The following is a 16,946-nucleotide window of genomic DNA, read 5'->3' as shown; positions in this document are numbered from 1 at the left end:
GTTCATGGAGGCGCCGGTTCTGAAGCTGGGCTACTCCCCCTGCCCCAACGACACCTTCATCTTCTACGCCCTCACCCATGGCCTTGTGGAAAGCCCCCTTCCGGTGGAGGCGGTTTTGGAGGACGTGGAAACCCTGAACCGCTGGGCTTTGGAGGGGAGGCTACCCCTGACCAAGCTCTCCTATGCCGCCTATGGGAGGGTGCGGGACCGGTATGTGGCCCTACGGAGCGGAGGAGCCTTGGGAAGAGGGGTGGGCCCTTTGGTGGTGGCCAAGAAGCCCTTGAGGAGCCTGAAGGGAGCCCGGGTGGCCATTCCCGGGCGGAACACCACGGCTTTTTTGCTCCTCTCCCTGTACGCGGAAGGGTTTGAGCCGGTGGAGGTGCGCTACGACCGGATCATGCCCCTGGTGGCCCAAGGGGAGGTGGAGGCGGGTCTCATCATCCACGAAAGCCGTTTCACCTACCCGGAGTACGGCCTGGTCAGGGTCCTGGACCTGGGGGAGTGGTGGGAGGGGGAAACGGGCCTGCCCCTTCCCTTGGGGGCCATCCTGGCCCGGCGGGATCTGGGGAAGGAGCTCATCCAGGCCCTGGACGAGGCGGTGCGGCGGAGCCTGGAATACGCCTTTGCCCATCCCGAGGAAACCCTTCCCTACTTGAAAGCCCATGCCCAGGAGCTTTCGGAGGAGGTGATCTGGGCCCATGTACGCACCTATGTGAACGGGTTCAGCCAGGACGTGGGGGAGGAAGGGGAAAAGGCGGTGAAAAGGCTCTTCGCTGAGGCCGAGGCCCGGGGGCTTATCCCTTCCTCCGAAGCCCCCCTCTTTTTGTAAACTCGGGGCATGTTCCAGGAGCTTTCCCTCGAGGCCCGGCGGGAGATGGCCAGGGTGTTCCAGCCCAAGAGGGTCTTGCGGGGTACCCCCCTCTACGCCCTGGGGGACCGGGCGGACGGGGTGTACCTGGTGCGGGAAGGGCTTGTCTGGCTGGAGGGACCCCGCTCGGCGGAAGGGGAGCCCGCCACCTTGGGGGTGGTGGGGCCTGGGGGGCTTTTTGGGGAGGAGGCCCTGGTGGGGGGAGGAAGGCGCACTTCGGGGGCCACCGCCCTGACCTACGCCGAGTTCCTCTTCGCCCCCCAGGAAGCCCTGGCCCCCGTGCGGGCGCGTTTTCCCGAGGTGGAGCGCTTCCTCCTGGAGGCCCTCTACGCCCGGCTGAAGGAGGCGGAGGAGCGGCTTTGGGAACTGCGCCACCTCTCCGTGAGCCAGCGCTTGGCCCGGCTTCTCCTCAGGCTAAGCCAGGCGGGGGAGGTGGCCTTTTCCCACCAGGACCTGGCCCGTATGGTGGGGGCCACCCGGGAGACCGTGACCAAGCTCCTGGGGGAGTGGGCCCTTTCGGGGGTGGTGGACCTGGGCTACCGGAGGGTGGAGGTCCGGGAACCCCAGGCCCTTGCCCGCCTGGCTGAGGCGCTTTAGGCTTTGAAGCATGGAAGCCCAGGTCCTGGCCCAGCTTTTGGGCCTACCCCAGGGGGAAGAGGTCCTCAAAGAGCGCTTGGGCCGGGAAGGCCATCCCCAACTCTCTTCGGCGCTTACCGCTTACCTGAAGCGTCTGCAGGCTCCACGGGAGGTCCTGGCGGCCCTCGAGGGCCTGGGGCAGGGGGCGGTGGTCACGGGCCAGCAGGCAGGGCTTCTGGGAGGGCCGGCCCTGACCTTCTACAAGGCCCACACCGCCTTGGGCCTGGCGGAAAAGGTGGGGGCGGCTTCCCTCTTCTGGGTGGCTTCCCAGGACCACGATGTGGAGGAGGTGCGCCACCTTCACCTTCTCCTGGAGGAGGAGGTGCGTACCCTGTCCCTGCCCCTGCCGCCCCTTCCCGCAGGGCGGATTCCTTTTGCCCCTTACCGAGAGGCGGTGAGGGAGTTTCTGGGCCCCTGGTCCCGGGATGCCCGGGTAGCCTACGCCCTGGAGGGGGAAACCCTGTCCGAGTTTTTCGCCCGCACCCTCTTGGCCTTTCTGGGGGAGCGGGGCCTCATTCCCTTTGACCCCATGGCCCCGGAGCTTGCCCCCCTTTTCCAAAAGGCCCTGGAAAGGGAGTTGGAGGACCCCCTGGCCAGCGCCCAGGCCATCAACCAGGAGGCGGAGCGCATCCGCGCTTTGGGGGGCAAGCCTCCTTTGAAGCGCAAGCCAGGAGCCACCAATCTTTTTTTAGAAACAGACCAGAGAAGACTGCTTTTTTACCAGGATGGTGCCTTTACCGACGGGGTGCGCCGCTACGGCAAAAAGGAGCTTCTGGAGATCCTCAGGACCGATCCCAGCCGCCTCACCCCCGCAGCGGGCTTGAGGCCGGTATTCCAGGACCTGGTTCTGCCCACGGCGGGCTTCGTGGTGGGTCCCAACGAGTTCCGGTATGTGGCCGAGCTTTCCGGGGTCTACGCCCTTTACGGCATCCCCATGCCTGCCCTCTTCCTTCGCCTGAGGGCGGTGGTTTTGGAGCCTCCCATCCGCCGCATTGTGGAGAGGTACCGCCTGGATCCCTGGGCGTTTGTGGATGGGGGGGAGGATGCCTTTCTTAAGGCTGTCAAGGAGGTGCTGGAAGGGTTCAGGGGCCTCGAGGCCGAGCTTTTGCGCCTCTTGGAGGAGGTGGAGGCCCTGGGCCAGAAGGCCCATGCCCTGGAGCCCACCTTGGAAAGGCCTTTCCGCCGCTTCCAGGCGAGGCTGAAGGGGGAGGGGGAAAGGCTTTTGAAGAAGCTCCTTCGCGCCCGCATGGGGCGGGATGCGGTCCTTCTGCATCACCTGGAGCGCCTCAAGCGGCACCTTTTGCCTCGAGGCCTCCCCCAGGAACGGGTCTACCCCTTCGCCATGTACGCCTTGCGCCACCCGGAGGCCCTCTTTAAGCTCCAGGAGGCACCCATCTCGGGAAAGGCCACCTTGGTTTTGGGCTAGGTGGTAGGATGGGGGCAGTATATGACGCATGGGTTAAAGGGTGCCCTTCTGGCATGCCTCCTTTTGCTGGTCTGGCTCCTGCCCTCCCGGGGCCAGAAGGAGGACCTCCTCCTCAGGGTGCTCCTTAAGGAGGTGCCGGAGGGCCAGGAGGTATCCCTTCTCCTGCCGGAGGGCCAGGGAACCGTGCGGGCCAGGGGGGAGGCCCAAGGGGTCTGGGTGGAGGGCAGGCTCCAGCCCTTTTGGGAGTTTCCCGGACCCTATTTCCGCCTGGATGGGCGCACCTATAGGGGTGGGGTGCGCCTTCTTGCCCAGGGGGGGAGGCTTTGGGTGGTGAACCAGGTCCTTTTGGAGGACTACCTCCTCGGCGTCCTCCCTGCCGAGATGCCCGAGGGCTTCCCCCAGGAGGCTTTAAAGGCCCAGGCGGTGGTGGCCCGCACCTTCGCCGTGAACCGCTTGAATCCCCGGGCTCCTTACGACCTCTGCGCCAGCGAGATCTGCCAGGTCTACCTGGGCTTGGCCGTGGAAACCCCCAGGCATACTGAGGCGGTGAGGGGTACCCGGGGGAAGGTCCTCAGCTACCAGGGAAGGGCCATTTCCGCTCTCTACCACGCCGACTCCGGGGGTATGACCGCAGGGAGCGAGGAGGTCTTTCAGAAGGCCCTGCCCTATTTGCGGCCGAGGCCGGACCCCTACGCCCGGGGTCCCAAAAGCCAGTGGCAGCTTTCCGTGAGCCCGGAGCGGGCGGCGGCGGCCTTGAGGGCCATGGGCCGTACGCCCCAGGCTGGCTCCCCTGGGGATTCCCCGGTGGTGCTGGAGCGAAGCGCCTCGGGAAGGGTGTGGCGCCTGCGGCTTTTGGGGGTGGAGGTGCAGGGCCCGGAGGCCCAGCGGCTGGTGCGGAACCTGGGCCTGCCTTCGGCCTTGGTGGAGTTTAGGGGCTGGCAGGCGGAGGGCCGGGGAGCAGGGCACGGGGTGGGGCTTTCCCAGTGGGGGGCCAAGGGCATGGCGGAGGCAGGGTACGGGTACCGGGAGATCCTCGGGCATTACTTCCCCGGCACCTTCCTCTCCGACCTTTTGCTGGGTGGGATTTCGGACCCCGAGGAGGCTTGGGCCACAAGATAGCCTCGGCCGACCCCGCTAAGGAGCCATGTTGATTCCCACGCCCATCGGTCCTTTGTGGCTCGAGGTGAGCCCTGGGGGAGTGCGGCGTTTGGAGCCCACCCTCTTCCCCCGGGGCCTCGAGGCCAGGGGCCCCGTGGCCGAAAGGGTGCGGGAGCGGGTGCTGGCCTACTTTGCCGGGGAAAAGCCCGATTTTTTGGACATCCCCCTGGACTACACGGGAGTTTCCCCCAAGCGGGTGGCCCTTTACGAGAGGGTGCGCCTTATCCCCTACGGGCGCACGGAAAGTTATGGAAGCCTGGCGCGGGAGCTTGGCCTTTCCCCAAGGGCGGTGGGGGCGGGGATGAGGGCCTCGCCCTTTTTCCTCCTGGTGCCTGCCCACCGGGTGATTCATGCGGATGGGCGGCTTGGGGGGTTTGCCGGACAGGAAGGGCTTAAGGCCTGGCTCCTGCGCTTTGAAGGAGCCTGGCCCTAGACCTCCACCCAGATGGCCACGGAAAAAGGGGGAAGCTCGGGCCCGCAAAGGCGTCCTCCCGCCGGGGTGCAGGTTTTCCCGGAGAGGAGGTCCACGGCCTGGGCCCCTCGAGGCAGGGCGCCATGCAGGGGAAAATCCTGGCGGAAAGGCTCGGAAGAGGCGTTCACCACCACCAGGTAGGGCCCCCGGGTGAAGGCCAGGTGCCCGTCTGCTGCATAGACCCGCTGGTAGGGGGCGGTGCGGAGCTCGGGGTGTTCCTGGCGCAGGCGGGCCATGCGCCGCACGGTTTGGCGGATCTCTTCCTTCCAGCGGGCCGGGTCCCAGACCATGCCTGCCCGGTTTTCCGGGTCATGGCCTCCTTCCATCCCCACCTCTTCCCCGTAGTACACCGTGGGGTTTCCAGGCAGGAGGAAAAGCAGGGAAAGGGCGAGCTTAGCCCGTTCCACGCTTCCCCTAAGGAGGGTGAGGAGGCGGGGGGTGTCGTGGGAGGTGAGGAGGTTCATCTGGGCCCGCACCACCTCCGGGCGGTAGCGGCTGAAGAGGCCTTCCAGGCGGTGGCTGAAGGCCAGGGCCTGCAGGGGTTCGATCCGCCCCAGGCCCGAGCGGGAGGATAGCTCCTGGTCCAGGACCTCTCCCCCCACGAAGCCCAGGATGGCCCGGCTCAAGGGGTAGTTCATGGTGGCGTCGAACATATCCCCCTGGAGCCAGAAGTCGGCTTCCTCCCAGATCTCCCCCACGATGTAGGCCTCAGGGTTGGCTCCCTTGACCCTCCTGCGGAAGGCCCGCCAGAACTCGGGGTCAGGGATCTCGTTGGGCACGTCCAGCCGCCAGCCATCCGCGCCGAAGCGGATCCAGTGCTCCGCCACCTCCAGGAGGTACTCCCGCACCGCCGGGGTTTCCACCCGGAGTTTGGGGAGCTCGGGATTGCCCCACCAGGCCTCGTAGTTGGGGTGGCGGCTATAGGGGTTTAGGGGAAAACCCTTCACGTGGTACCAGTCCCGGTAGGGGCTTTGTTCTCCGTTTTCCAGAAGGTGCTGGAAGGCAAAAAAGCCCCTACCCGTGTGGTTGAAGACCCCGTCCAGGATGACCCGCATGCCGTGGGCGTGGGCGACTTCCAGGAGGTGCCTTAGGGCCACGTTCCCCCCCAGGAGGGGATCCACCTGGAAATAGTCCGTGGTGTGGTACCGGTGGTTGGCGGTGGAGGCGAAGACGGGGTTCAGGTAAAGGGCTTCCACCCCCAGGTCCTTGAGGTAGGGGATTTTCTCCGCTATGCCCCAGAGGGTTCCCCCCTTGAAGCCCCTAAGAGAGGGGGGTGCTTCCCAGGGTTCCAAAGGACCCGCCGGGGCAGGCTTTCCGAAAGGGCCAGCCCGGAAGTAGCGGTCGGGAAAGATCTGGTAGAAGAAAGCGCCCTCGTACCAGGTCACGGGGCCAAGTGTACCACGCGGGTAGTGTGTTATAGGTCACAAAAATCCTTGCCTCCTCCAGGTGGCTTTGGTATCCTCCCGGGGTGAGGGGTATGGGGGGCCGCCTTTTCGTCATGACCGGGGCCAGCGGGGTGGGGAAGGGCACGGTGCGGGCCAAGGTGCTGGAGCGCACCCGCCTCTTCTACTCCATCTCCATGACCACCCGTCCCCCGCGTCCCGGGGAACGGGATGGGGTGGACTACTACTTTGTGGACAGGGCCACCTTTGAGGCCCTGTTGCGGGAGGATGGGTTCTTGGAGCACGCCGAGTACGTGGGGCACCTGTACGGTACCCCCAAGGCTCCGGTGGAGCGGGCCTTGGCCCGGGGGGAGGATGTCCTCCTGGAGATCGAGGTCCAGGGAGCCCTGCAGGTGCGCAAGAAGGTACCGGAGGCGGTCCTCATCTTCCTCCTGCCCCCTTCCCTTTCCGAGCTGAAGCGGCGTCTGGTTTACCGGGGCAAGGACGCCCCGGAGAAGATCGAAAAGCGGCTGAAGCAGGCGGAGTGGGAGATACGAAACGCCCACCTCTTTGACTACGTGATCGTGAACGATGTGCTGGAGGAGGCGGTGGCCGACTTCCTGGCCATCCTTACCGCCGAGAGGCGGCGTACCCCCAGGATGGGCCCCGCCTTGGAGAGGGCCTTGAAGCGGGATAAGGACCTGGAAGCTGAGCTGGACGAGATTCTACGGAGGAGTTATGGCGGAACCCGGGATTGACAAGCTTTTTGGCATGGTGGATTCCAAGTACCGGCTCACCGTGGTGGTGGCCAAGCGGGCGGAGCAGCTTCTCCGCCACCGCTTTAAGAACACGGTTCTGGAGCCGGAGGAGAGGCCCAAGATGCGGACCCTCGAGGGGATCCTGGACGACCCCAACCCCGTCACCTGGGCCATGAAGGAGATGCTCACGGGAAGGCTGGTCTTCGGGGAGAACCTGGTGCCCGAGGACCGCCTGCAGAGGGAGATGGAGCGGCTTTACCCGGTGGAAGAGGAGGAGTAGGTGGCCCGGGTCCTGGTGGCGGTGACGGGGGGGGTGGCGGCCATCAAGGCCCCCCACCTCCTCCGTCTTCTCAGGGGCCAGGGCCACGAGGTACGGGTCCTGGCCACCCCCAGGGCCCTGGAGTTCATCACCCCCCTTTCCCTGGCGGTGGCCGCTGGAGGGGAGGTGGCCACGGAGGAGGCCTGGTTCAGGCCGGATGGCCGGGCCTTACATATAGAACTCGCCCGCTGGGCCGATGTGGTTTTGGTGGCTCCCGCCACCGCCGACGCCATGGCCAAGGCGGCCCTGGGTCTGGCCGACGACCTCCTTTCCGCCACGCTTCTCGCAGGGGCTAAGCGGGTGGCCTGGGCCCCGGCCATGAACGAGGCCATGTGGCTTTCCCCCAGGACCCAGGAGCATGCCCGGACCCTCGAGGGCGTGGGCCATGCCCTTTTCGGTCCCGCCCACGGACCTCTGGCGGCGGTGGGGGAGGGGGAGGGATGGGGACGGATGCTGGAGCCCGAGGAGCTTTTGGAGAGGCTTCAGGCCTTCCTCACCCCCAAGGACCTTAAGGGCCTTAAGCTTCTGGTGTCTGCCGGCCCCACCCGGGAGTACCTGGACCCGGTGCGCTACCTTTCCAACCCTTCCTCAGGCCGCATGGGCTATGCCGTGGCCGAGGCTGCCCGGGACCGGGGGGCGGAGGTGGTGCTGGTTTCCGGGCCCACGGCCCTGCCCGCCCCCTGGGGGGTGGAGGTGGTGCGGGTGGAAAGCGCCTTGGAGATGCGCGAGGCCATTCTGGGGCGCTATTCCTGGGCCCAGGCGGTGGTGATGGCGGCGGCGGTGGCCGACTACCGCCCGGCGGAGGTGAGCCGGGAGAAGGAGCCCAAGGTGGCGGCGGAGAAGGTTCTCCGCCTCCTTCCCAACCCCGACATCCTCAAGGAGCTGGGGGAGAACAAGGGACCGAGGGTCCTGGTGGGCTTCGCCATGGAGACGGGGGAGGGCCTGGCGCGGGCCAAGGAGAAGCTTCTCCGCAAGAACCTGGACCTCATCGTCCTCAACTGGGTGAACCGGGAGGGAGTGGGCTTCGGCAGCCTCGAGAACGAGGTGGTCCTCCTCCTCCGGGATGGCCGGGTGCTGGAACTCCCCCGCATGCCCAAGCGGCAGGTGGCCGACCGTATACTGGACTTGGTTAAAGAGTTCTGGAAGGGTTAGAGGGGTGTCTATGCGAAGCAAAGCGGAGCGGCACCGCGCCATTCAGGAGATCGTGAGCCGGGAGGAGATCGGCACGCAGAAGGAGCTGGTGGAGCGCCTGAGGCAGCTGGGGTTTGAGGTGACCCAGGCCACGGTGAGCCGGGACATCGCCGAGCTGAGGCTGGCCCGGGTTTCCCTGGGCAAGGGGCGGCACAAGTACGCCCTGCCCTCCATGGAGCTTCCCGAGGACGTTTACGAGGAACTGAAGCGGCAGTTTGGCCTCTTCGTCAAGGACGTGGACCGGGGGGGGAATATCCTGGTGGTGAAGACGGCGGAGGGCCACGCCTCCGGCATCGCCCTTTTGATGGACCGCCTCAAACGGGACGAGATCGTGGGCACCCTGGCGGGGGAGGATACCATCCTGGTGGTGGCCCGGACCGAGGAAGGGGCGAGGGCCCTGGAGGAGGAGTTCGGGGAACTCCTGGTGGCGGGGAAGATGCGCCTTTAGGCCTTCGTGCTGGAGCTTTTCCTCAAATCCTTCCTCACCCTCTTCGTGGTCATGGACCCGGTGGGGCTGGTGCCGGTCTTTCTGGCCCTGGCCGGGGACCGTCCTCAAAGGAAACAGGCCCAGATCGCCCGGAAGGCGGTGCTGGTGGCGGGGGGGCTTTTGGTCTCCTTTTTTTTCTTCGGGCGGGGGCTTTTGGGCTACCTGGGGATCAGCCTCGAGGCCCTGCGCATCGCCGGGGGCATCCTCCTCTTCCGCATCGCCACCGAGATGGTCTTCGCCCACCACGAGCGGGAAACGGAAGAGGAAAAGGATGAGGCCCGCCTCCGGGCGGATATCTCCGTCTTTCCCCTGGCCATTCCCTTGATCGCCGGCCCCGGGGCCTTGGCCAGCGTCCTTATCCTGGCCGCAGAGGCCCGGAAGGAACCCCTGGGCTTTGTGGTGGTCCTTTTCACGGTCTTTTTGGTCCTGGCCCTGGCCTATCTGTTCCTCCGGCTTGCGGCCCAGGTGCGCCGGGCCCTGGGCCGCACGGGGGTGAACGTGGTCACCCGGGTCTTGGGGATCCTCCTGGCGGCCTTGGCGGTGCAGTACGTGGCGGATGGGGTTAAAGCCCTTTTCTAGCCCTCTTGGCCCGGTACATGCGTTTGTCGGCCTCCTTGAGGAGGGCCTCCAGGTCCTCCCCCTCCACCAGAAGCCCCCCTGCGGCCACCTGGTAGGGCAGGTTCTCCTGAAGCCGGGCGATGAGGGTGGGGATCTCCTCCGCCTTCAGGCCCAGGTGGAGGCTCACGAACTCATCCCCGCCGATGCGGAAGGCCACGTCGCGGCGGCGGGAGAGGTTTCTTAGGGCCTGGGCCAGGCTCTTCAGGGCCTGGTCGCCCACTGCATGGCCCTCCCGGTCGTTCAAGGCCTTAAGGCCGTTGAGGTCCCAGTAGATCAGGGACAAAGGCTCCCCCAGGGTCCGGGCTTCCTGCAGGAGCAGGGGAAAGGCCTCCTCCAGGGCCCGGCGGTTGCCCAAGCCGGTGAGGGGATCGGTGCGGGCGGCCTCCTGCAGGGCCTGGCGCTCCTTAAGGGCCTTGAGGAGGAGGGCGGCTTCCAAGGCGAAGGCCTGGGCCAGCTCCAGGGAAAGGGGGCCGAAGGCCTCGGGGTCCGAGAAGCTATCCAGGTTCATGGTGGCCAGCACCTCCCCCTCCAGGACGATGGGCAGGCCCAAGGTGGCCTGGATTTCCAGAAGGCGGCCGTGCTCGAAGAAGAGGGGCCTGGCCTCCACGGTGCTCAGGCTGGAAAGGTGCCGCACCTCCTCCCCTTTGAGGACCCGGGGCCGGCCCTTTTGCCAGTTGTCCACTCCCAGGCCGTACCAGAAGAGCTCCTCCTCCAAGGAGGTGCGGGCCATGAGCAGGCGCTCGCTGAAACCTTCCTGGGCCACCAGGTAAAAGAAGGCTCCTTCCCTTAGGAGGATGCTGCCCGCTTCGGCTCCTGGCACCACCGCCACGGCTTCGCGGATCAAGTCCTTGAGAAGGCCTTCCGGCTCCTCGTGCTGCATGAGCCCCTTCAGCACCCGAAGGAGGCTTTGGTAGGCCTTGGCCCGCACGGCCAGATGGCTGACCTCGAGGAGAAGCAGGTAGGTGCCCTCCGGGGCGGGCAGGCGCACCACCTGGTAGGTCTTCGTCCCCACCTCCAGGGTGTCCCCCTGGGGGAGGGGGAGGCCTTCGGCCAGGGAGTTGCGCACCACCTCCGTTTCCCGGACAAGATAGACGGGGTAGGGAGCCTCGAGGGGATTCATTCCTGGGCCTCCACCCAATCCTGTGCAAGGTGGCCGTTTCCTTCCAGAAGGAGGCGGGCGTGGGCCAAGGCGGCCTCGGTGTACTGGCCGGAGAGGAGGCGGGCGAGCTCCCGTATGCGCTTCTCCCCTTCCAGCACCTCGATGCGCACCTCTTCCCCCTCCTTCACCACCCTGAGGTGCCTCTTTGCGCGGGCGGCGATCTGGGGCAGGTGGGTGACCACCAGGACCTGCCGGGCCTGGCCCAGCTGGGCGAGCCTTTCCGCCACCTTCCAGGCGGTTTCCCCGCCCACCCCGGTGTCCACCTCGTCGAAGACCACAGTGGGGGCCTCGGCCCCGGTGAGGAGGGCTAAAGCCAGGGCGATGCGGGAGAGCTCCCCGCCGCTGGCTGCGGAAAGGGGAGCGGGGGGAAGGTGGGGGTTGGCGGAGAAGCGGAAGAGGACCTCCTCCAGGCCCTGGGGTCCGGGTTCGGGAAGGGGCTTGAGCTCCACCTGGAAGCGGGCTTTCGGGAAACCCAGGGCGGAAAGCTCCGTCTCCATTTCCTTTTCCAGCTTCCTTGCCGCCTCGAGGCGGGCTTCGGAAAGGCGCTCCCCCGCTTTATAGAGGGCCTCCGAGGCCACCCTTAAAGCCCTTTCCAGCTTCAAAAGCCGCTCTTCCCCTCCCTCCAGGGCCTTCAGCTCCTCCTCTGCCCTTTCCCGGTAGCGCAGGACCTCCTCCAGGGTGGGGCCGTACTTGCGCTTAAGCCTTTCCAGAAGGGAAAGGCGCTCCTCCAGCTGGGCCAGGCGGCTGGGATCTCCTTCCAGGCTTTCCAGGTAGTCCTCCAGCTCCCGGGCCACGGCCCGGCCTCCCTCCAAAGTCGCCTCCAGGTCCTTAGCCAGGGCCTCGAGGGCCGGGTCAAAGCGGCTTCCCGCCCTTAGCTCCCGCAGGGCTGCCTGAAGAAGATCCAGGGCACCTCCTTCCGCCAGGAGGGCGTAGGCCTTTCCCGAGCGCTCCCTCAGGGCTTCCAGATGGCGAAGCTTTTGCGCCTCGGCCTCCAGCTCCTGGTCCTCGCCAGGCCTGGGGCTTGCCTCCAGGATCTCCTTGAGCTGGAAGCGCAAGAGGTCCTCCCGCTCGGTCTTGGCCCTCAGGGCTTCCTCCAGGGTGCGCTTTTCCGCAAGGAGGGCCTGATGCTTCCTGTAGGCCTCCCCGTACTCCTGGAGGAGGCCCGGGGGCAGCAGGGCATCCAGAAGCTCCCGTTGCCTTTTGGGGGAGAGGAGGGCGATGGCCGTGTGCTGGGCGTGGAGGGAAAGCCACCTTTCCGCCTCCTCTTGGAGTTCTTTGAGGCTCACCACCTCCCCATCGATCCGGGGGGTGGAGCGGCCCCCAACGCGGCGGGAGAGGATGTGCTCTTCGCCCTCACCTTGGAAGAAGGCGGTCACCAGGAGGCTGTCGCCAAAAGGCCCCAAAAGCCCCTCGGACCTGGCCCCCAGGAGGAGGGCTAAAGCGTCCACCAGGAGGCTTTTCCCCGCCCCGGTTTCCCCGGTGAGGACGTTGAGCCCAGGCCCGAGCTCCAGGGTAGCCTCGCGGATGACGGCGAGGTTACGCACCTCGAGGCGCTTGAGCATCTTCTTCCATTCTAAGGCTTCCCTAGGGCATGGGGTGGGCGAGGGCGAGCCGCCTAACCTCCTCCCGCAGGGCCTCCGAGGGCCCCTCCATGAGGGCCCGGTCGATGAGCTCCGCCACCAGGGGCATCTCCTCCGGGGTGAAGCCCCGGGTGGTGATGGCCGGGGTGCCGATGCGGATCCCAGAGGTGACCCTGGGGGGCTTGGGGTCAAAGGGGATGGCGTTCTTGTTCACGGTGATGCCCACGGCATCCAGCTTCTCCTCCGCCTCCTTGCCGGTCAGGCCCTTGGGGCGGAGGTCCAGGAGGAAGAGGTGGTTGTCGGTTCCCCCCGTGACCAGGCGGTAGCCCCTTTTGGCCAGCTCCTCGCCAAGGCGCTTGGCGTTTTCCACCACCAGCCGGCTATACTCCTTGAACTCGGGCTGCAGGGCCTCAAAGAAGGCCACCGCCTTGCCGGCGATCACGTGCTCCAAGGGCCCGCCCTGGATGCCCGGGAAGATGATCTTGTCGATCTTTTTGCCCAGGTCCGGGTCGTTGGAGAGGATGAGCCCACCCCTCGGGCCCCTTAGGGTCTTGTGGGTGGTGCTGGTGACCACGTGGGCGTGGGGGAGGGGGTTGGGGTGGAGCCCCGCCGCCACCAGGCCGGCGAAGTGGGCCATGTCCACCACCAGGTAGGCCCCCACCTCCTCGGCGATCTCCCGGAAGGCCTTGAAGTCCCAGAAGCGGGGGTAGGCGCTGGCGCCCGCCATGATCACTTTGGGCCGGTGCTCGAGGGCCAGGCGTCGCACCTCCTCCAGGTCGATGAGCTCGGTGTCGGGCCGGACCCCGTAGGAAACCACCTTGTAGAGCTTCCCGGAGAAGTTCACCTTGGAGCCGTGGGTGAGGTGGCCTCCCGCGGCCAGGTCCATGCCCATGAGGGTATCCCCCGGTTCCATGAGGGCCATGTACACCGCCATGTTGGCCTGGGAGCCGGAGTGGGGCTGGACGTTGGCCCAGGCGGCCCCGAAGAGCTCCTTGGCCCGCTCGATGGCCAGGCTTTCCACCTGGTCGATGATCTCGCATCCCCCGTAGTAGCGGGCACCCGGGTAGCCCTCCGCGTACTTGTTGGTGAGGACGCTTCCCACCGCCTCCCGCACCTGGGCGGAGACGAAGTTCTCGCTGGCGATGAGCTCCAGGCCTTCCCGCTGGCGCTTTTCCTCCAGGGCGATGAGCTGAAAAAGGGCCTCGTCCCGTAAGCTGGTCCTGACCATAGGCCGATTATAGGCCCTGCACCGGGGCGCTACCAGGTTACCTTTACCGGGAACCGGGGCCTTAGGAGGAGGCGGAAGTACCCCGGAAAGGGTCTTTCCTTTGGTAAGCTTGGGACATGAAAGGAAGTGTTTTCCCGATTTTGAAGTGGGGGCTTGCCCTGACCCTGGCTATCCTGCTTGTGGCCATTATTCTCATCAACTTTACCTCCAGCCGCGACCTGCCGGAGCTGGTCCGGGTGCAGGTGGAGCGGTATGCGGTGTGCAGCTACTGGTTCTTCGGCTGGCACCTGGCTTCCACCGGGGCTTTCGCCTTTATCTTCCTGCTGGTGGGGTTTCTCCTGGGCCTTGGGGCGGGGTTTTTCCTGAAGCGGGGGCTGGCCTCGAGGGGCTAAGGCTTGGCTAGGGTGGGGATTAGGAATAGGGCCTAGAGGATTTCCAAGGCCAGTTTTTCCCCTTCCACGGGCACCCCGGCCGGGTAGCGGCCGTTGAAGCAGGCCAGGCACACGGGCCCCCCGATGGCCCGCCTGACTCCTTCCTCCGAGAGGAAGGCCAGGGTATCCGCCCCGATGAAGGCCCGGATCTCCTCCACGCTCTTCTCGGCGGCGATGAGCTCCTTACGGGCGGCGGTGTCGATGCCGTAGTAGCAGGGGAAGCGGATGGGGGGGCTGGAAACCCGGAAGTGGACTTCCCGGGCCCCTGCTTCCTTCAGCATGGCCACGATGTGGCGGCTGGTGGTGCCCCGCACGATGGAGTCGTCGATGAGCACCACCCGCTTGCCCCGCACCGCCGAGGTGGGGGAGAGCTTCAAGCGGGTCTTCAGGTCCCTCAGCGCCTGGGTGGGCTGGATGAAGGTGCGGCCCGCATAGGGGTTCTTGTAGAGGCCGTACTCCAGGGGAAGGCTGCTAGCCTTGGCGTAGCCCACCGCCGCCCCGATGCCGGAGTCGGGCACCGGCACCACCATGTCCGCTTCGGCCGGGGCTTCCCGGAAGAGCTCCATGCCCATGCGCACCCGGGCCTCGTAGGCCTCGACCCCGTCCAGGAGGCTATCGGGCCTGGCGAAGTAGATCCACTCAAAGGCGCAGGGGGCGGGGTTTGGGGGAAGGGCCTGGAGGCTTTTAAGCTCGCCTTCCTCCACCCAGACCACCTCTCCCGGGCGCACATCCCGGAGGTAGCGGGCCCCCATGAGCTCGAGGGCCGGGGGCTCGGAGGCAAAGGCGTAGCCTTTAGGAAGCCTGCCGATGGCCAGGGGCCGCACCCCGTGGGGATCCCGGAGGGCCACCACGGTCCTGCGGTCCATGAGGAGGATGGAATACCCTCCTTCCAGGGCCTTCATGGCCTCGGCGGCCGCCTCGGGGAGGGAGAGGTGGCCCAAGCGGGCGAGGAGGAGGAGCATCACCTCGGTGTCCGAGGTGCTCTGGAAGGTGGCTCCTTCCCTTAGAAGCCGGTCGCGAAGGGGTTTGGCGTTGGTGAAGTTGCCGTTATGGGCGATGGCCAGAACCCCGTGGGCGGTGCGGGCGGTGAGGGGCTGGGCGTTGAAGCGCAGGTTGGAGCCCGTGGTGGAGTAGCGGGTGTGGGCCAGGCCCAGCCGGGCTTCCCCCAGGCGCAGGCGGGCCAGGCGCTCCTCCGTAAAAACCTGGTTCACCAGGCCGAGATCCTTCTCCACCAGGAACTCCTTCCCGTCCGATACGGCAATCCCCGCCGCCTCCTGCCCCCGGTGCTGGAGGGCGAGAAGGCCCAGATGGAGTAGCCCCGCCGCGTCCAGGGGTTCTTCGCTCCAAAGCCCCAAGACCCCGCACTCTTCCCTAGGCTTGTCCATCCAGCACCTCCCTCAGGGGCCGCTTCCAGGCGGCGAGGAGCTCCTGTACCTCCCACTCTAGCACCCCATCCGGGGTGAGGACCGTGAGGGTATTCCCCCCGGTTTCTCCCAGGACGCGGTAGGGAAGGCCCCTTTCCTCCAGCCGGAAGGTGACCTCCTTGAGGTCCTCCTTGGCCACGGTGAAGAGGATCCGGCTCGGTGCCTCGCCGAAGAGGGTGGCAAGCTGGCCTGACGGCTGCTCGAGGCCCCGGGTGCGCACCTCCACCGTGGCCCCCAGGCCGTAGGGGAAGGTCATCTCCGCCAGGGCCACCAAAAGCCCTCCCTCCGCCAGGTCGTGGGCGGTGCGGGTGAGACCCAAGCCGATGAGCTCCCGGATGGCCTCCTGTACCCCCTTCTCCCGCTCCAGATCCAGCTTGGGTGGATGGCCCGCCTCGAGGCCCGTAAGGAGGTGGAGGACCTCGCTTCCCCCAAGCTCCCCCTTCTCCTCCCCTAGAAGGAGGATCACCTCTCCCGGGCGGCGGAAGCCCATCTCCGCCCGCCTCCTGATGTCCAAGACCCCCACCACCCCCACCATGGCCGTGGGGGGGATGCGCCGGCCCCCGCTTTCGTTGTAAAGGGATACATTTCCGGAAACCACCGGCACTCCCAGGGCCTCGCTGGCCTCCCTGAGACCGGCGATGGTTTCCTGGAGTTCAAAGTAGCCTTCCGGGGTTTCCGGGCTTCCCAGGTTGAGGCCGTCGGTGTAGGCCAGAGGTTTTGCCCCCACCACGCTTACGTTGCGGCAGGCCTCCGCCAAGGCGTGCATGGCTCCAAGCCGGGGATGGAGGCGGCTATACCTGGGGTTTTGGTCCACCTTGGCCGCAATGCCCAAGTGGGTTCCCTTCACCCAGAGCACCGCCGCATCCCCCTTGCCCGGCACCAGGGCGGTCCGGGTTCCCACCTGGTGGTCGTAGCGTTCGTAGACGGGTTCCCGGCTTGCCAGGTTGGGGGAGGCGAGGAGCCGGAGAAGAACCTCCTGGGGGTTGGCGGCAAGCGGGGGAAGGGGCATCTCCCGGAGCCTTCGGATCTCGGGATCCTCCCTTCCGATGCGCACGTAGGTGGGGGCTTCCGCCAGGGCCTCCGTGGGGACCTCGGCCACCACCTCGCCCCGGAAGAGGACGCGGAAGACCCGTTCGGGGATGGTTCTGGCCACGGGCACGCAGTCCAGGCCCCACCGCTGGAAGACCTTTTCCAGCTCCTTCTCCTTGCCCTCCTTGGGCACCAGGACCATGCGCTCCTGGCTTTCGGAGAGGAGAAGCTCTATGGGCCCCATGTTCCTTTCCCGGGTGGGGACGCGGTCTAGGTCCAGCTCCACCCCGAGGCCCGACTTGAAGGCCAGCTCCGAGAGGCTACTGGTGAGCCCTGCCGCCCCCATGTCCTGGACGCCTTCCACCAGGTCCTTTTCGATGGCCTCGAGGGTGGCCTCCATGAGGAGCTTCCCCAAAAAGGGGTCCCCTACCTGGACTGCCGGCCGGTCCTCCTCCTTGTCCTCGGAAAGCTCCCGGCTGGCGAAGGCGGCACCCCCAATCCCATCCCTTCCCGTCTTGGCCCCGGCGTAGTAGATGGGCCGGCCTAAGGAAGCCTGGCTACGCCTTAAGTGCTCCTCCCTAAGAAGCCCCAGGCACATGGCGTTCACCAGGGGGTTTTCCCGGTAGCCCTCGTGGAAGTAGAGGTCCCCGCCCACCGTGGGGACCCCGATGGCGTTGCCGTAGTGGGCGATGCCGGAGACCACTCCCTTGAGGAGGTAGCGGCTTCGGGCATCCTCCAGGGGGCCAAAGCGCAAGGAATCCAGCAGGGCGATGGGCCGGG

The 16,946-nt window shown here is 66.6% G+C and carries 17 protein-coding genes; 11 read left to right on the top strand and 6 right to left on the bottom strand.

Features of this window, described 5'->3' with window-relative positions; translation table 11 throughout:
* The first annotated feature begins 4 nt into the window (after positions 1 to 4).
* Genes TNMX_RS04735 through TNMX_RS04715 form a run of 5 tightly spaced genes read left to right on the top strand, consistent with a single transcriptional unit; the run spans position 5 to position 4,521 of the window.
* Positions 5 to 829 carry a menaquinone biosynthesis family protein gene (locus TNMX_RS04735; RefSeq protein WP_015718066.1) on the top strand — a complete coding sequence of 275 codons (825 nt, stop codon included), beginning with the start codon at positions 5 to 7 and terminating at the stop codon, positions 827 to 829.
* A 9-nt stretch (positions 830 to 838) separates the two neighbouring features.
* On the top strand, positions 839 to 1,465 hold the full coding sequence (locus tag TNMX_RS04730; protein ID WP_015718065.1) for a Crp/Fnr family transcriptional regulator: 627 nt from the start codon (positions 839 to 841) through the stop codon (positions 1,463 to 1,465).
* Between the two features lie 10 nt (positions 1,466 to 1,475).
* Positions 1,476 to 2,930, top strand: coding sequence for a bacillithiol biosynthesis cysteine-adding enzyme BshC (gene bshC / locus TNMX_RS04725; protein ID WP_038030034.1), 1,455 nt, complete (start codon positions 1,476 to 1,478; stop codon positions 2,928 to 2,930).
* Between the two features lie 21 nt (positions 2,931 to 2,951).
* Positions 2,952 to 4,049, top strand: a complete 1,098-nt coding sequence (locus TNMX_RS04720; protein WP_015718063.1) for a SpoIID/LytB domain-containing protein — start codon at positions 2,952 to 2,954, stop codon at positions 4,047 to 4,049.
* 25 nt (positions 4,050 to 4,074) lie between these two features.
* Positions 4,075 to 4,521, top strand: a complete 447-nt coding sequence (locus TNMX_RS04715; RefSeq protein ID WP_038030032.1) for a methylated-DNA--[protein]-cysteine S-methyltransferase — start codon at positions 4,075 to 4,077, stop codon at positions 4,519 to 4,521.
* On the opposite strand, the gene TNMX_RS04710 is transcribed toward TNMX_RS04715, so the two are convergent.
* Positions 4,518 to 5,945, bottom strand: a complete 1,428-nt coding sequence (locus TNMX_RS04710; RefSeq protein ID WP_038030030.1) for a glycoside hydrolase family 13 protein — start codon at positions 5,943 to 5,945, stop codon at positions 4,518 to 4,520. The genes TNMX_RS04715 and TNMX_RS04710 overlap by 4 nt on opposite strands.
* 92 nt (positions 5,946 to 6,037) lie before the next feature.
* Between TNMX_RS04710 and gmk the strand changes: the two genes are divergently transcribed.
* Genes gmk through TNMX_RS04685 form a run of 5 tightly spaced genes read left to right on the top strand, consistent with a single transcriptional unit; the run spans position 6,038 to position 9,276 of the window.
* Positions 6,038 to 6,700, top strand: a complete 663-nt coding sequence (gmk, locus tag TNMX_RS04705; RefSeq protein ID WP_015718060.1) for a guanylate kinase — start codon at positions 6,038 to 6,040, stop codon at positions 6,698 to 6,700.
* The gene (rpoZ, locus tag TNMX_RS04700) at positions 6,681 to 6,980 is read left to right on the top strand and encodes a DNA-directed RNA polymerase subunit omega (protein ID WP_015718059.1); all 300 of its coding nucleotides are present in this window, start codon (positions 6,681 to 6,683) and stop codon (positions 6,978 to 6,980) included. Before gmk ends, rpoZ begins: the two co-directional genes overlap by 20 nt.
* The gene (gene coaBC, locus TNMX_RS04695) at positions 6,981 to 8,171 is read left to right on the top strand and encodes a bifunctional phosphopantothenoylcysteine decarboxylase/phosphopantothenate--cysteine ligase CoaBC (RefSeq protein ID WP_038030027.1); all 1,191 of its coding nucleotides are present in this window, start codon (positions 6,981 to 6,983) and stop codon (positions 8,169 to 8,171) included.
* A 10-nt stretch (positions 8,172 to 8,181) separates the two neighbouring features.
* The gene (gene argR / locus TNMX_RS04690) at positions 8,182 to 8,658 is read left to right on the top strand and encodes an arginine repressor (protein WP_015718057.1); all 477 of its coding nucleotides are present in this window, start codon (positions 8,182 to 8,184) and stop codon (positions 8,656 to 8,658) included.
* 6 nt (positions 8,659 to 8,664) lie between these two features.
* Complete coding sequence (locus TNMX_RS04685) at positions 8,665 to 9,276, top strand: MarC family protein (protein ID WP_038030023.1); 612 nt, start codon at positions 8,665 to 8,667, stop codon at positions 9,274 to 9,276.
* On the opposite strand, the gene TNMX_RS04680 is transcribed toward TNMX_RS04685, so the two are convergent.
* Genes TNMX_RS04680 through glyA form a run of 3 tightly spaced genes read right to left on the bottom strand, consistent with a single transcriptional unit; the run spans position 9,260 to position 13,282 of the window.
* Positions 9,260 to 10,435 (bottom strand): diguanylate cyclase, encoded by a 1,176-nt coding sequence (locus TNMX_RS04680; protein WP_038030020.1) that lies wholly within the window; start codon positions 10,433 to 10,435, stop codon positions 9,260 to 9,262. The genes TNMX_RS04685 and TNMX_RS04680 overlap by 17 nt on opposite strands.
* Positions 10,432 to 12,036 carry a DNA repair protein RecN gene (locus tag TNMX_RS04675; protein ID WP_038030017.1) on the bottom strand — a complete coding sequence of 535 codons (1,605 nt, stop codon included), beginning with the start codon at positions 12,034 to 12,036 and terminating at the stop codon, positions 10,432 to 10,434. Before TNMX_RS04675 ends, TNMX_RS04680 begins: the two co-directional genes overlap by 4 nt.
* Before the next feature lie 22 nt (positions 12,037 to 12,058).
* Entirely contained in the window at positions 12,059 to 13,282 is a 1,224-nt protein-coding gene (gene glyA, locus TNMX_RS04670; RefSeq protein WP_015718053.1) for a serine hydroxymethyltransferase, read from the bottom strand.
* A gap of 116 nt (positions 13,283 to 13,398) precedes the next feature.
* Between glyA and TNMX_RS04665 the strand changes: the two genes are divergently transcribed.
* Positions 13,399 to 13,674 (top strand): hypothetical protein, encoded by a 276-nt coding sequence (locus tag TNMX_RS04665; RefSeq protein ID WP_038030014.1) that lies wholly within the window; start codon positions 13,399 to 13,401, stop codon positions 13,672 to 13,674.
* Between the two features lie 32 nt (positions 13,675 to 13,706).
* Here the strand turns inward: TNMX_RS04665 and purF are convergent, their stop codons facing one another.
* Both purF and purL read right to left on the bottom strand, forming a co-directional pair.
* Entirely contained in the window at positions 13,707 to 15,098 is a 1,392-nt protein-coding gene (gene purF / locus TNMX_RS04660) for an amidophosphoribosyltransferase (RefSeq protein ID WP_038030012.1), read from the bottom strand.
* Positions 15,085 to 16,946 (bottom strand): phosphoribosylformylglycinamidine synthase subunit PurL (purL, locus tag TNMX_RS04655; protein WP_038030009.1); only part of this gene is annotated, 1,862 nt, incomplete at its 5' end. The genes purL and purF, both read right to left, overlap by 14 nt.

Origin of the sequence: Thermus sp. NMX2.A1 (assembly GCF_000511705.1) — a bacterium.
GTDB lineage: Bacteria > Deinococcota > Deinococci > Deinococcales > Thermaceae > Thermus > Thermus scotoductus.
The sequence above is the reverse complement of the archived record's forward strand: the minus strand, read 5'-3'. Positions and strand labels throughout refer to the sequence as shown.

Bases quoted from the DNA above. Each gene is read 5' to 3' on its own strand.
- TNMX_RS04675 (WP_038030017.1), bottom strand. From the start codon at position 12,036: ATGCTCAAGCGCCTCGAGGTGCGTAACCTCGCCGTCATCCGCGAGGCT.
- TNMX_RS04715 (WP_038030032.1), top strand. From the start codon at position 4,075: ATGTTGATTCCCACGCCCATCGGTCCTTTGTGGCTCGAGGTGAGCCCT.
- TNMX_RS04665 (WP_038030014.1), top strand. From the start codon at position 13,399: ATGAAAGGAAGTGTTTTCCCGATTTTGAAGTGGGGGCTTGCCCTGACC.
- TNMX_RS04730 (WP_015718065.1), top strand. From the start codon at position 839: ATGTTCCAGGAGCTTTCCCTCGAGGCCCGGCGGGAGATGGCCAGGGTG.
- TNMX_RS04720 (WP_015718063.1), top strand. From the start codon at position 2,952: ATGACGCATGGGTTAAAGGGTGCCCTTCTGGCATGCCTCCTTTTGCTG.
- gmk (WP_015718060.1), top strand. From the start codon at position 6,038: ATGGGGGGCCGCCTTTTCGTCATGACCGGGGCCAGCGGGGTGGGGAAG.
- TNMX_RS04735 (WP_015718066.1), top strand. From the start codon at position 5: ATGGAGGCGCCGGTTCTGAAGCTGGGCTACTCCCCCTGCCCCAACGAC.
- glyA (WP_015718053.1), bottom strand. From the start codon at position 13,282: ATGGTCAGGACCAGCTTACGGGACGAGGCCCTTTTTCAGCTCATCGCC.
- purF (WP_038030012.1), bottom strand. From the start codon at position 15,098: ATGGACAAGCCTAGGGAAGAGTGCGGGGTCTTGGGGCTTTGGAGCGAA.
- argR (WP_015718057.1), top strand. From the start codon at position 8,182: ATGCGAAGCAAAGCGGAGCGGCACCGCGCCATTCAGGAGATCGTGAGC.
- bshC (WP_038030034.1), top strand. From the start codon at position 1,476: ATGGAAGCCCAGGTCCTGGCCCAGCTTTTGGGCCTACCCCAGGGGGAA.
- TNMX_RS04680 (WP_038030020.1), bottom strand. From the start codon at position 10,435: ATGAATCCCCTCGAGGCTCCCTACCCCGTCTATCTTGTCCGGGAAACG.
- rpoZ (WP_015718059.1), top strand. From the start codon at position 6,681: ATGGCGGAACCCGGGATTGACAAGCTTTTTGGCATGGTGGATTCCAAG.